The sequence below is a fragment of the Sphingorhabdus sp. EL138 genome (assembly GCF_945882965.1).
Taxonomy (GTDB): Bacteria; Pseudomonadota; Alphaproteobacteria; order Sphingomonadales; family Sphingomonadaceae; genus Sphingorhabdus_B.
In genome coordinates this window covers 41,917-54,505 of record NZ_CAMCWY010000009.1, presented here as the reverse complement: position 1 = coordinate 54,505, position 12,589 = coordinate 41,917, and the positions used below count along the sequence as shown (strand labels likewise).

Sequence of the window (12,589 nt, the reverse complement as noted above, 5' to 3'; positions counted from 1 at the left end):
ATGACGAACGCATTTGAAGGCAAAATTGCGCTGGTAACTGGTGCAAGTCGCGGGATTGGCGCGGCAACCGCGACGGCACTGGCGGCACAAGGCGCACATGTGATTTTGACCGCGCGGACGGCAAAAGACCTTGAGGCTGTCGAAGACGCGATTTTTGACGCCGGCGGTAGCGCGACCATCGCCCCGCTCGATTTAACCGATGGCGACAGTATAGCGCGCCTCGCTGTCGCCGTGACGGAGCGTTGGGGCAAGCTCGATATCCTTGTCTTGAACGCTGCGATGCTTGGCACATTAAGCCCAGTGCCCGCGATTGATGGCGCAGAATTTGCGCGATTATTCACATTGAACGTAACGGCACAGCAAGTAATGATCGCATCATTTGATGCCTTGTTACGCAAAAGTGACGCAGGCCGATTATTGGCGCTCACATCCTCCGTTGGCGCACACCCGCGTGCGTTTTGGGGCGCATATGGCGCGTCAAAGGCAGCATTGGAAAATTTGGTCGAGTGCTATGGCGATGAGATTAAAAACCTGTCACCCGTCCGCACCGCAATCGTCGATCCCGGCCGCACGCGTACCAAAATGCGCGCTTCGGCCTATCCCGGCGAAGACCCGTCAACGGTTAAAGAGCCATCGGTTGTGGCCAATGCGATTTGCGCGTTGCTAGCAAGCGAGTTTGAGACCGGGCACAGGTTGGTGGTTGAGGGATAGCCGCACCAAATCAAAATTTGTCATTCCCGCAAAAGCGGGAATCCATAAGTTGACGATCCAGTTTACACTAAGTGTGCCGTTTTCGCGCACAGCTTCGGTCATGGATTCCCGCTTACGCGGGAATGATAAGCTTTGTTGGTCGATTAACTTTTTGTTGCAACAAATGCCGCCAAAGCCCGTTCGCGCCCGGCTTTATGACCAATAATCTTTCGCGGATAGCTTTTCGGGCGCGCGCCATATTCATCGGGATCGTGGATATAGGGCTCCTGCAACGCCGCAAGTTCGGGCACCCATTCACGAATATACCGAGCAGCATCGAATTTCTCCGATTGCGATAATGGCGCCATGATCCGCACGAACATGTTGCTGTCAACACCCGTGCCAGCGGTCCACTGCCAATTGACGCTGTTGCTGCCATAATCGGCATCGACCAAAGTATCCCAAAACCACTTCTCGCCTTCGCGCCAGTCAATCAGCAGATGTTTAACCAAGAATGATGCTGTAATCATGCGTACGCGGTTGTGCATCCATCCTGTCGCCCATAATTGCCGCATTCCGGCATCGACAATGGGATAGCCCGTTTTGCCCTTCGTCCATGCCACAAAATCGGCCTTTACAGATGGATCGGATAGATCGCGCCACGGCAGCTTGTCGAATGCATCGCGCGCGGTCTTTGCGCCATATTCCGGCATCTGGACAATGACATTCTGCGCATAATCCCGCCATACCAGTTCTTTTAAGAACACATCCACCGAGCCGCCCGCCTGCATGGTTGCATGCCAGCATGCAGCAGGCGAAATCTCGCCAAAGTGCAAATGCGCAGACAGAAAGGAGGAGCCTTCTACGGACGGCAGGTTGCGTTTTTCGTCATAGAATTTTGCCTTGTCGACAAAATCCGCCAGACGCTTTTTGGCCCCCGCCGCACCGGGGGTCCACATGCTCAATATGTCGCTCGACCAATCGGGCTTTGTCGGTAGCAAGCCCCATGCAGCGATATCCTCGCTCGCTGGCCAGTTCTGCGGCACAGCCAGTTGCGTGGGCGCTGCCAATGGCGCTGGTGGGGGCATATGCTGCCACAAAGCGCGCATGAACGGCGTGTAAATTTTATACTGCCCGCCGCTGCCTGTGGTCACGCTGCCTGCGGGAAGCAGATAATTGCCATTATGGCAGATGAGAGAACAACCTTCGCCCAAGCCATTGGCAACAGCCTTCTCGGCATTGCGCCACCAGGGTTCATAATGGCGAATGCAATGAATGGCCGAAGCATTTGTCTCTGCGGCCAAGGCGCACAAAATCTCGTCGGATTGTCCCGTCCGCAATGTTAGCCGTGAACCAAGCGCGCGCAGGTCGCTATCAAGCGCTGTCAGGCTATGGTGCAGCCACCAGCGCGAAGCAGCGCCCATCTTGCGATGTTTTGGCGTGTCGTCGTCGAGGATATAGAGCGGAATAACCGGCGCGCCACTAGCAACCGCAGCCGCCAATGCTGGCTGGTCCGCAAGGCGCAGATCGCGACGGAACCAGAGGATCACGGGTGCGGTCATTTGCCCTCATCTACAATTGGAAAGGACACAGAAAATCGGTCACTAACCATGGGATCGACAAAGCGTTGGTCGGACACTTTCAGCGTCTTCTTATCGCCCTTGCTGACAATCACTGCGACGGGCATGCGTGACCAGAACAATAGAGGTGACTGCGCAACGACATTTGCTGCAAACGCCTTTTTATCCTGCACGCCCATATAATGCGCGCGCGCACTATCATCGACGCGCACATTATCGAACGCGCTGTAGCTGCCCTGCCCATAATATCTGTCGTCGCGCCACAGCATTTCACGTTTCCAGAATAACACTGGCACTGGGTTTGCGACCACCAAAGCGGGAACAAGATCATGCTTTTGCCGCACCGCCTCCGCCATCAATTGCTCCGCACGGCCGGTTATCAGGCCATTGGCCAGAATATATGCGCAGATGGCCGTGAAGCTCACCAACGCCGGCATACGCCAGCTTGTACCATGACGTTCACGACGTTGCGAAATCCAGACACCAGCGATCAGCGCAGCCCAAAGCCAGATATCAATAATGAATAAAGTGTCGCCATAGAACCACTGGCTTGAAAATGGCTCAAGCAAACGAATGCCATAGCTGTTGAACCAGTCGAACAGCGGGTGACTCAAGCATCCAGTATAGGCAAGCGCCAGCAACCAGCCCTTATGCACCGGCAATCGTTTTTCGGGTCGCTTGCCGCGTTTTGCCTGCCACTGGTCAAACCAGAGCATGATTCCCCACAGCAACAATGGCAAGACCAGCATCGCAATTGGCCCATGCGTCAGCCCACGCCGCAGCGCGAGATGCTGTTGCCCGCCAAGCAATGCAGCCACAGCGTCAATATCTGGGATGTTCGCCGCGACAATCAGCGTCGGCATCGCAAGCCCGGTTTTACGCTTCAAACCCATCTGCCCAATGAGCGCGCCAACGAGGCTATGTGTGAGATTATCCATATAGCAACTGCTGACGGATTAGGGCCAAAATGGCAATACGGCGTTATCGCTATGCAGATTTTGTGCACACAAACTGGCGGTGAACGTGCAACGGCGCTCGCGGGTTTAAACCAGCCGGTAATGTCTGCCTCTTTCGTATCTTCATGCGCGCCAAATCGCCTCACGACCCAATATGCTGGACCTGCTTCGCCAGCCGACCTATTAGGCTTTGAACATGGAGATACAAATGACTGAAACCACACCGTTGGTCCGCCCTGATGTGGCCTTATTCCTGCAATTTTTGAACGCGGTCCCCGGTCCTAAATTTTGGGAGGTTGCCGCAGATGAAGCGCGCGCGATGACGTCGGCGATGCGCGATGTTGCCGATGCGCCCGTGGGTGAACTTGCCGTCTTGCGCGATATAGACATTCCCGGTCCCGCAGGAACAATCCCGGCACGGGTGTATGACAGCCGCGCCGATCGTGGCCCTGGCCCTGTCATGGTGTTTTACCATGGCGGCGGCTTCGTGATTGGTAGCCTGTATACATATGAGCCTTATTGCGCCGAAGTCGCGCGATTGCTCGACCTGCCAGTTATCTCCATCGATTATCGTCTATCGCCGGAATATCCCTTCCCCGCGCCTGCGGAAGATTGCGAAGCGGCTACCCGGTGGATCGCGTCTAGCCCGGCAGAATTGGGCTTGACGGTAACTGGTCTCATCACATCGGGCGATAGCGCGGGCGGCAACCTGACCATTGTGACCACCATGGCACTGCGCGACAAGCCCGCTGCCGTCCCAGTGCTGGTGCAGTTTCCCATTTACCCTGTTGTCACGCTTGACTCCGATTGGCCAAGCATGCGCGATTTTTCCAATGGCTATTTGCTGACCGAAGAAGCCATGACCTATTTCGGCCAAGGCCATGCAGCGGTGGCAGGTGACTATCGCTCGGAACCACTTAACTTCCCACAAGAAGGCATGCCGCCCAGCCTTGTGACCACCGCCAGCCTAGACCCTTTGCGTGATCAGGGCCTTGCTTATGTGGAAAAGCTTAAGCAAACAGGCGTGCATGTTCAACATATCAGCGCCGATGGCAATATCCACGGCCATATCAACATTCGCCAAGCCATTCCGTCAGTTCAGGCCGATGTCGAAGGCTATATCAAGGCTCTCAAAAGTATGCTCGCCAAAGTGATGTCCGCTACATGACCGCTTCGTTTGACGACCTCCCGTACCGCCCCTGCGCCGGTATTATGCTTGCCAATATGCAAGGCAAAATATTCGTGGGTCAACGCATGGACAGGCCCGACGGCTCCGACGCATGGCAGATGCCGCAGGGCGGTATTGACGACGGCGAAGAAGCGGAGGCCGCTGCTTTACGCGAATTGTTCGAAGAAACCGGCGTCCGCGCTGACCTTGTGGACATTCTCGCCCGCAGCAAGGAAGAGCATTTCTACGATCTACCCGACGATATGATTGGGCAGATCTGGAAGGGCAAATATCGCGGGCAGCGGCAAATGTGGTTTCTCATGCGGTTCAAGGGCACGGATGCCGATATCAACATTGAAACCGAGCATCAGGAGTTCACAAGCTGGCAATGGGTGGATGCCCCCCGATTGCCGCAGCTTATCGTGCCGTTTAAAAAGCGGCTATATGAAAACATCCTCGCTGAATTTGCCGACCTGATTTAGGGTCAGGACCCTAAGCGATCAATTCGCCTTTGGCTCCGGCGTTGCGCCCAATGTCGCCTTCAGGTCAACCGCACTGGCCTGCGCCTGTTCTTTGCGTGACGCCGCGTCGATGGCGAGGGAAAGCCTGTCTACAGCACCACAATCGGCGCGGCACACATTGGTCAGACGGGCAATATTCTTGCGTGCCTGCTCAAGCGCGCCTTTTGCAATAAAGGCATCGGCTTGCCCGGCCAATGCTATCTGATCGTTGGGATCAATCTCAAGCGCTTCTTTGTAGAGACCGATGGCCTTACCGTTTAACCCTTGGGACTTTACGGCGCGCGCCATGGCAACATAAGCGGCACGGTTGCGCGGGTCGACCGCGAGCGCAGTTTCATACCAGCCAATTGCGCTATCGATGCGGCCAGCGCTGGCTTCTTCGTCACCGGTTTTTACCAAAGCGATTGAGCGCGCATCAACATCATTGTCCGCCCGCCCACTAATGCTGGCGCTCGACATAATGGCCAAGGTGAGTGACAGGGCAATGGCCGCGGGAGAAAAACGCATAATCAGTATCCAAATATTTTTCACTCGCGTTGCTATCACAGCTTTTGGAGCCTCGCGAAGAAAAATCCATCGCTGTTATCATGTAAAGGCGTCAGCAGCACACCATCGCCATCTGCACGGCCCATAGAAACGCCCGTTTTCACCGCGCGCCAGCCATTATGCGATTTCAAAAACGCTGCCACTTGCCCATTGCCCTCATTTTCGATGAGTGAGCATACCGCATATACCAAATGCCCGCCACGCGCGACCATTTCCGAACCAATATCCAGCAGCTTGGCCTGTTCATCGACCACACGCTTCAACCGTGCAGCGTCCAAACGCCAGCGCGTTTCGGGGTTCCGCCGCCACGTCCCACTGCCAGAACAAGGTGCGTCGATCAGCACAAGGTCGCAGCCGCCCTTAAGGTCAGACAGCATGTCCTTCTCTTTATTTGGGTTCAGCAAACGTGTTTCGACATTTGTCGCCCCTGCCCGTGCGGCCCTTGGTTTTAGCTGGTCAAGTCGGTTACGGTTCGTGTCAGTGGCAATCAAGCGTCCAGTGTTGCGCATCGCCGCAGCCAAGGCAAGCGTCTTGCCGCCTGCACCAGCGCATAGGTCAAGTACAGTATTAAGCCCCTTGGCCTGACACGCCTCGACGATGAGCTGGCTACCCAAATCCTGAATTTCAACCTGCCCATTTTCAACCGCAGTATGGCTGTCGATCGCGGTGCCGCCAGGCAAGCGCAGCGCAAAATCGAGCGCTGGCAATATTTCTGCTTCCGGCATCAAAGCGGCAACTTCGTCCCGGCGGGCCTTTAACGGATTGACGCGCAGGTCCATCGGCGCGCGGTCCAGCAACGACGCCTGCTCCGTTTCATCCACAAGTGCGGAAAATAAAGGCTTTATCCATTTGGGCAAAGCGCCGCCCGTTGACCGAGCCTCTGCCGGGTCAATGACCGCCGGGCCATAATCGCTGCCGTCGAATAAAGCGGCCAATTCCGGGTCCGCATCCGCCATCGCGGCAAAGGCCGAGCGCGCGGTTGCCGGTCGCTTGCCAAACCGCCGGATAACACCCCACGCCAAATCACGCACAGCGCGGCGGTCCTTCGATCCCGCGTAGCGGCGCTCGGCAAAAAAGCGTTTGGCAATCTGGTCCGCAGATGCACCGCCATCGCGGGCCGCAAGGATGATGTGGTCAACCAGCTCAATGGCCGATTGCAGGCGCGCAGCGGGCCTCATGACTTAACGCGTAGGGTAATTGGGTGCTTCGCGTGTAATGGTAACGTCATGAACATGGCTTTCCCGTAATCCGGCATTGGTGATGCGCACAAATTGCGCGCGTTCCTGAAGGTCGGGGATAGTGCGCGAACCTGTATACCCCATGGCAGCCTTCACGCCGCCCACAAGCTGATGAATGACATCGCGCGCGGGACCTTTGAAAGGTACCTGCCCTTCAATGCCTTCGGGGACCAGCTTAAGCTGATCCTTAATATCTTGCTGAAAATAACGGTCAGCGGACCCGCGCGCCATCGCCCCGACACTACCCATGCCGCGATAGCTTTTATAAGTGCGGCCTTGATACAGGAATGTCTCGCCCGGTGCCTCTTCGGTACCCGCCAGCAATGATCCGACCATCACCGATGATGCACCCGCCGCAAGCGCCTTGGCAATATCACCCGATGTCCGCAAACCACCGTCGGCTATTACCGGAATCCCGGATTTTGATGCTTCTGCTGCCGATTCCATAATCGCCGTCAATTGCGGCACGCCAACGCCTGCAACCACGCGGGTGGTGCAGATTGACCCGGGGCCAATTCCGACTTTGATGCCATCTGCGCCCGCATCAATCAACGCGCGGGTGGCAGCGGCGGTTGCGACATTGCCGGCCACAATCTGAACCTCTGGCGCCATGCGCTTGATTTCGGCAACGGCAGCGGCAACCATCGCGCTATGGCCATGCGCGGTGTCCACGACGATCAGGTCGCATTCCGCGTCAATTAACGCTTTTGTATACGCCAAGCCCTTTTCACCCACGGTGGTCGCCGCAGCGACGCGCAAGCGTCCGGAACTATCTTTGGTCGCATTGGGGTATAAAACGGCTTTTTCGATATCCTTGACCGTAATCAGGCCAATGCAATGATAGGCATCATCGACAACCAACAGCTTCTCAATCCGCCGCTGATGCAGCAAACGCCGCGCTTCTTCTTGTGTGACGGACGCTGACACCGTCGCCAAATTTTCATGCGTCATCAGCTCGGACACAGGCTGCGAAGGATTTTCGGCGAAGCGAACGTCGCGGTTGGTCAATATACCCGCAAGCTTGCCACTCGCCTCCACCACGGGAATGCCGGAAATGGCATTTGCGAGCATCAACGCCTGCGCCTCAGCCAAGGTTGCATCCGGCGCGATGGTGATTGGGTTGACGACCATGCCGCTTTCAAAACGCTTCACCTGACGCACTGCGGCGCATTGCTCTTCGATGCTGAGATTGCGGTGCAAGACGCCAATGCCGCCAAGCTGCGCCATGACGATGGCCATGCGCGCTTCGGTCACGGTGTCCATGGCGGATGACAAAACGGGAATATTCAATGCAATGCTTTTGGTCAGCCGCGTGCGCGTGTCCGCTTGGCTAGGCAAAATGTCCGACGCACCGGGCTGCAACAGCACGTCGTCAAATGTCAGACCGAGGGGAATTTCTTTCATGGTGCCACCGCTTTAAGCTTTGATTCGTGGCGGCCCATGTAAACAGTAACCCTATTATTCGCCAGCCTTCTTCGATTTATATTTTCGCGTGTCGGCAAAGTGGCGGCCAAGCGCAATGTGCAGGTCGGCATCTTCGGCTGCACCGCCCAATTCGGTCCTGTCGGTCAACGCGTCATTTGGGCCATGATAGTCACTACCCAAAAATTTCTGCAAGAGGTTCAAGTCGGCGAATGATCCGCCCACCATCAACGCAGGCACACCCTTTTTCGCTAGCGCCCACCCGTCCTGCCGTTCAATGAAGGCATTGGCGTCGGTTGATTCTTCAATTGTACGGCCCGCCTTCTTTGCCACAGTTTCAACCACAGCATCCAGCGGCGTTGTTCCCCGACCAATAATCGCCACCTTCGACCCGCGCGGCGCAATCGCAATGGTGTCGATATTTAACGTCAGAATGATCTGGTCCAAAGGCAGCACAGGTTTATCCGCAAAAGCATATGCGCCCAGCAAACCGCTTTCCTCTGCTGTGGTCGCCAGAAAATAGATATCGCGGTCATGCTTTTTCTTTGCCAAGGCTTTGGCAACTTCGTTCATCACCGCAATGCCGCTGGCGTTATCAACTGCGCCGTTACAAATACGGTCGGGCGCGCCTTCTGGCGCACAGATGCCCAGATGGTCCCAGTGCCCCATGAACACCAACGCACCGCTGTTCTTTTTGCGTCCAGCAATCTTGCCGATGACATTTGAACTGTTGAAACGATATAGGTCGGTTTTCACGTCCAGATCCGCGTCAATGCCAAGCGCTTCGCCTGCATAATCCGCTTGTTTGGCGTTGGCGCGCAATTTGTCCCAATCTTGCCCCGCCGCTGTGACCAGCCCGACCGCGAACTCCGTGCTGATGGCGCCCTCCAACGGTGCACGCTTTTCTCGGCCCTCAAGCGTGATGGGTCGCGACAACAGCTGACGGCGCAATGTCGGCCAATTGCCTCGGCTATCTGCCACAAAAATCACGGCCTCTGCACCCGCCGCAATCAAGGCTTCGCGCCGCGCGCGGGGTGATTTCATGCCTTCTGCCACATTTTCGGCATCAAACAGAATAATCGCCGCCTTACCTTTGACATCAGCGGCGACGTTTCCTTGCGTTGTTACACCTCGTCCGACGAACACCAATGGCAGATCGCCGCGTATATAAGACGCCTGCTTGCCGATGAGAATAATGTCATCAGAACCGATCCGTAACGGCCGGCCTTTCGCCGTGAAAGCATGTTTAGAAATGCACTGCCCGCGTTGAATGAGGGGCACGGGGTCAAACCAGCTACCGTCGGCGGCCGCAGGCTTCAGTCCCGCCTTGGCCCATGCTTTGGCAATATATTTAACCGTCTTTGCCTCGCCGGCTGTGCCAGGTTTGCGGCCTTCAAATGCATCACTGGCCAGTATCCCGATATGACTGCGCAAATCTGCTTCTGTCACCGCCTTGGAAAAAGATGGGCTTGCCGCCAAAACTACAAGACCAAGGAAAATTGGCGAATGGACAAGACGCATGTGGGTTTGCTCCAGACTAAGAATAATCGTCACCCATCGCATGTCGGGAACGCTCTGTCGTCAACCGCAAGCCCTACATCCATCAAAACATTCATGCGACCCTTAATTGAACAACACGCGCCTCAACTCGCCGCAATTTTTGCGAATAAGTCAAGACAGACGTGCAAAACCGCAGATTGCGGCTTTCGCGGGAGTCACAAATGACTATGATAACGCATCTTAGCTTTGGGAATGACAAAATGGCTGCATGGCTCGACACAATATCAACGCATTGGTTCTGGCTCGCGCTTGGGTTCGTCTGTGTGGTGGCCGAATTTGTTGCGCGGGGTCGCTACCTGATGTGGGTAGGTTTTGCAGCGTTGATAATAGGCGTAGCGGACTATTTCCTGCCGATCACCCTTGCCTATCAAGTCGCAATGTTCGTCATATTGTCCGTCTTGTCGGTCTTTGCCGGAAAAAAATTCAGCCGTAAAGACCCATTGAAACCGGAGATGCCAAATTGAATGATCGGGGCGTGCGGCATGAATGCAGATATTGGAGTCAGCGTGCGAGTCATCGGAGCGGACGGCGCTGTGTTTTTGGTTGAGGGCATCTGAGCTGATATTGCCGCACTTGCAATGTAGGATTTGTTTTGTCAGGCTTTGATGCGCTGCTGTCTTTTTTCGGCATCGGGGGTTCTTTGACATCGTGATATCGGCTGTGTCGTTAGCAGTGTCCTTGCTCGCGGTGACCAATTTTTCTTCAGACATACGGCCCTATCCGCAGTGCCGTTTAGGACTTATTTCAGTGTGAACTTGTCAGTATTCCTGGGGGTTTGTAAGGCATTTAGCGGGCATTCATATCTGGTCGAGGTCAACGAGGTCTGGCGGCACAAAGGTCCGCCGCGCGGGCACCGAGAACAACAGCTCTTTCGAAAAAAAGAAGCGGTAAATCGCGACGTCCCCTTGCGGACAGCTACAGGCTATTGACCGCCTCATAAAGCGACAGGTCGGTCGCGACCTCCGCGAGATGCGCCCTCACCCCCGCAATATACACCTGCGTAATCGTTTCGTGATAGCCGTGTGCATCGTCATTCACGCCGCCGCTGGCGACGTTGTACGCCGAAATAATCGCCGGTAGCGCGCGCTGAATATCGATGTGGGCTTATCACGCAGTAGCCAGCTGTACGCCGCCAAATGCGCCTCATGCGTCCATGCGTCACGCGGCAAAGTGGCGGCAAGCAAGCCTTCTCCAATAGCGACTATCGATGCATCATCGTCAAACAGGCGTATCGAAACATCAGAAATAAACGGACCTTGTCCGTTGTCCGATCATGTCCGGACGCGTTAGCGTCAGGACCTAAGCCGCTTTTGGCGCAGATTGCCTTACCCCTTCGTCAACATGATCGGCAAATTGCGCGAAATTATCAATGAATTGTTGCGCCAGCTTTTGCGCGGTCACATCATATTCCGCGCCGTCGGCCCATGCCGCACGTGGGTCAAGGATGCCACTGTCAACGCCTGGAACTGCAACCGGGAATTCAAAGCCAAAATTTGCATCCTTGCGGAATTCGGCATTGTTCAGGCTGCCATCCAACGCCGCGTTCAAAAGTGCGCGCGTGGCCTTGATCGGCATGCGGCTGATGCCGGGCATAGTTGCCTTGCCACCGGTCCAGCCGGTGTTGACCAGCCAGCATTGGACATTGCCCTTGGCAATGCGCTCTTTCAATAAATTGCCATAGACGCTGGGGTGACGCGGCATGAATGGCGCGCCAAAGCAGGTAGAGAACGTCGCCTCCGGCTCCGTCACGCCAATTTCGGTCCCGGCAACCCGCGCAGTGTAACCCGAAAGGAAGTGATACATCGCCTGATCGGGCGTTAACCGCGCGATGGGCGGCAACACGCCATACGCGTCAGCGGTCAGGAAAATGATCGTATTGGGCACTGGGCCCATATTCTTTTCCGAGGTGTTCGGAATAAATTCGATGGGGTACGAACCACGGCTGTTTTCGGCGAGGCTGTTATCGTCGAAATCCAATTCGCGCGTTTCCGGGTCAATGACCACATTTTCGAGCACGGTGCCAAAACGCTTGGTTGTGGCGAAAATCTCTGGCTCGGCTTCAGCCGAAAGGCGGATCATCTTGGCGTAGCAACCACCTTCAAAGTTGAAAACGGCGGTGTCGGACCAGCCATGTTCATCATCGCCAATCAAAGTGCGGCTTGCGTCGGCGGACAAGGTGGTCTTCCCGGTGCCTGACAAGCCAAAAAACACCGCAGTGTGACCGTCGGCACCAATATTCGCCGAACAATGCATCGGCATAACGCCCTTTACCGGCAGCAGATAATTGAGGATGCCGAACACCGACTTCTTCATTTCGCCAGCATAAGCGGTGCCGCCAATCAAGATCAGCTTTTCGGTAAAGTTGACCGCAATCACCGTCTCACTGCGGCAACCATGGCGCGCCGGGTCCGCGCGGAAACTTGGCAAATCGATAATGGTGTATTCGGGTTCGAAGCTTGCCAATTCATGCGGCGCCGGGCGCACCAGCAGCGTCCGGATGAACAAGTTATGCCACGCAAATTCGTTGATGACGCGGACATTGACGCGATGCTCAGGCTGCGACCCGCCGAACAGGTCAGCGACGTATAATTTGTCTTTACCGCCAAGCGCCGCAATAAAATCTGCCTTCAAAGCTTCAAAATGCGCAGGAGCCATGGCGACGTTGGACTTGCCCCACCAGATGCTGTTATCGGTCTCGGCATCGCGAACGATATATTTATCCCTCGCCGAGCGGCCAGTATGCGTGCCGGTTTTGACAACAAGCGGGCCATCCTTGGCCAGTATGCCTTCTGAATTGGCCAAAGCGGCCTCCACCAACGGCGCCGTGCCGAGGTTGCAAAACAGTGTCGCATCGGTGCCGAAACCCTGTTGCGAAAGTGAGATATTCAGTGGTGTCGACATTAAATGC

General features: G+C 55.7%; 13 protein-coding genes. 4 read left to right on the top strand and 9 right to left on the bottom strand.

The features are described from left to right. Positions 1 to 711, top strand: coding sequence for an SDR family NAD(P)-dependent oxidoreductase (locus Q0N43_RS05560; RefSeq protein WP_295443706.1), 711 nt, complete (start codon positions 1 to 3; stop codon positions 709 to 711). Positions 712 to 854: 143 nt separating this feature from the next. Here the strand turns inward: Q0N43_RS05560 and Q0N43_RS05555 are convergent, their stop codons facing one another. Beyond that, positions 855 to 2,252, bottom strand: a complete 1,398-nt coding sequence (locus Q0N43_RS05555; protein WP_295443703.1) for a deoxyribodipyrimidine photo-lyase — start codon at positions 2,250 to 2,252, stop codon at positions 855 to 857. Beyond that, entirely contained in the window at positions 2,249 to 3,208 is a 960-nt protein-coding gene (locus tag Q0N43_RS05550) for a metal-dependent hydrolase (RefSeq protein ID WP_295443700.1), read from the bottom strand. The genes Q0N43_RS05555 and Q0N43_RS05550 overlap by 4 nt, the downstream gene beginning before the upstream one ends. A gap of 226 nt (positions 3,209 to 3,434) precedes the next feature. Here Q0N43_RS05550 and Q0N43_RS05545 point away from each other — a divergent pair, with 226 nt between their 5' ends. Both Q0N43_RS05545 and Q0N43_RS05540 read left to right on the top strand, forming a co-directional pair. Next, positions 3,435 to 4,394, top strand: coding sequence for an alpha/beta hydrolase (locus Q0N43_RS05545; protein ID WP_295443698.1), 960 nt, complete (start codon positions 3,435 to 3,437; stop codon positions 4,392 to 4,394). Next, positions 4,391 to 4,876, top strand: coding sequence for an RNA pyrophosphohydrolase (locus Q0N43_RS05540; RefSeq protein WP_295443695.1), 486 nt, complete (start codon positions 4,391 to 4,393; stop codon positions 4,874 to 4,876). Before Q0N43_RS05545 ends, Q0N43_RS05540 begins: the two co-directional genes overlap by 4 nt. An 18-nt stretch (positions 4,877 to 4,894) precedes the next feature. Here Q0N43_RS05540 and Q0N43_RS05535 read toward each other — a convergent pair whose 3' ends face one another. From Q0N43_RS05535 to Q0N43_RS05520, 4 genes are read right to left on the bottom strand one after another with little or no spacing between them, the layout of a single operon-like run. Continuing rightward, the gene (locus tag Q0N43_RS05535) at positions 4,895 to 5,422 is read right to left on the bottom strand and encodes a tetratricopeptide repeat protein (RefSeq protein WP_295443692.1); all 528 of its coding nucleotides are present in this window, start codon (positions 5,420 to 5,422) and stop codon (positions 4,895 to 4,897) included. A 35-nt stretch (positions 5,423 to 5,457) separates the two neighbouring features. Beyond that, on the bottom strand, positions 5,458 to 6,639 hold the full coding sequence (locus Q0N43_RS05530) for an RsmB/NOP family class I SAM-dependent RNA methyltransferase (protein ID WP_295443690.1): 1,182 nt from the start codon (positions 6,637 to 6,639) through the stop codon (positions 5,458 to 5,460). 3 nt (positions 6,640 to 6,642) lie between these two features. After that, entirely contained in the window at positions 6,643 to 8,103 is a 1,461-nt protein-coding gene (gene guaB / locus Q0N43_RS05525) for an IMP dehydrogenase (RefSeq protein ID WP_295443687.1), read from the bottom strand. A 54-nt stretch (positions 8,104 to 8,157) separates the two neighbouring features. Then, the gene (locus Q0N43_RS05520) at positions 8,158 to 9,675 is read right to left on the bottom strand and encodes a M28 family peptidase (RefSeq protein WP_295443684.1); all 1,518 of its coding nucleotides are present in this window, start codon (positions 9,673 to 9,675) and stop codon (positions 8,158 to 8,160) included. 167 nt (positions 9,676 to 9,842) lie between these two features. On the opposite strand from Q0N43_RS05520, the gene Q0N43_RS05515 reads away from it, so the two are divergent. Beyond that, positions 9,843 to 10,145: an NfeD family protein gene (locus tag Q0N43_RS05515; RefSeq protein ID WP_295443680.1), complete on the top strand. Its 303-nt coding sequence runs from the start codon at positions 9,843 to 9,845 to the stop codon at positions 10,143 to 10,145. A gap of 451 nt (positions 10,146 to 10,596) precedes the next feature. Here the strand turns inward: Q0N43_RS05515 and Q0N43_RS05510 are convergent, their stop codons facing one another. The 3 genes from Q0N43_RS05510 to Q0N43_RS05500 form a co-directional block, all read right to left on the bottom strand. Then, the gene (locus tag Q0N43_RS05510; RefSeq protein WP_295443678.1) at positions 10,597 to 10,719 is read right to left on the bottom strand and encodes a hypothetical protein; all 123 of its coding nucleotides are present in this window, start codon (positions 10,717 to 10,719) and stop codon (positions 10,597 to 10,599) included. Then, positions 10,716 to 10,865 carry a hypothetical protein gene (locus tag Q0N43_RS05505; protein ID WP_295443675.1) on the bottom strand — a complete coding sequence of 50 codons (150 nt, stop codon included), beginning with the start codon at positions 10,863 to 10,865 and terminating at the stop codon, positions 10,716 to 10,718. The genes Q0N43_RS05510 and Q0N43_RS05505 overlap by 4 nt, the downstream gene beginning before the upstream one ends. Before the next feature lie 115 nt (positions 10,866 to 10,980). Beyond that, entirely contained in the window at positions 10,981 to 12,582 is a 1,602-nt protein-coding gene (locus Q0N43_RS05500) for a phosphoenolpyruvate carboxykinase (RefSeq protein WP_295443671.1), read from the bottom strand. Positions 12,583 to 12,589 lie beyond the last annotated feature (7 nt).

What these genes read in the sequence shown, in the direction of transcription:
- Q0N43_RS05545 (WP_295443698.1), top strand. Translation starts at nt 3,435, where the DNA reads ATGACTGAAACCACACCGTTGGTCCGCCCTGATGTGGCCTTATTCCTG.
- Q0N43_RS05550 (WP_295443700.1), bottom strand. Translation starts at nt 3,208, where the DNA reads ATGGATAATCTCACACATAGCCTCGTTGGCGCGCTCATTGGGCAGATG.
- Q0N43_RS05560 (WP_295443706.1), top strand. Translation starts at nt 1, where the DNA reads ATGACGAACGCATTTGAAGGCAAAATTGCGCTGGTAACTGGTGCAAGT.
- Q0N43_RS05515 (WP_295443680.1), top strand. Translation starts at nt 9,843, where the DNA reads ATGACTATGATAACGCATCTTAGCTTTGGGAATGACAAAATGGCTGCA.
- Q0N43_RS05555 (WP_295443703.1), bottom strand. Translation starts at nt 2,252, where the DNA reads ATGACCGCACCCGTGATCCTCTGGTTCCGTCGCGATCTGCGCCTTGCG.
- Q0N43_RS05535 (WP_295443692.1), bottom strand. Translation starts at nt 5,422, where the DNA reads ATGCGTTTTTCTCCCGCGGCCATTGCCCTGTCACTCACCTTGGCCATT.
- Q0N43_RS05540 (WP_295443695.1), top strand. Translation starts at nt 4,391, where the DNA reads ATGACCGCTTCGTTTGACGACCTCCCGTACCGCCCCTGCGCCGGTATT.
- Q0N43_RS05500 (WP_295443671.1), bottom strand. Translation starts at nt 12,582, where the DNA reads ATGTCGACACCACTGAATATCTCACTTTCGCAACAGGGTTTCGGCACC.
- guaB (WP_295443687.1), bottom strand. Translation starts at nt 8,103, where the DNA reads ATGAAAGAAATTCCCCTCGGTCTGACATTTGACGACGTGCTGTTGCAG.
- Q0N43_RS05530 (WP_295443690.1), bottom strand. Translation starts at nt 6,639, where the DNA reads ATGAGGCCCGCTGCGCGCCTGCAATCGGCCATTGAGCTGGTTGACCAC.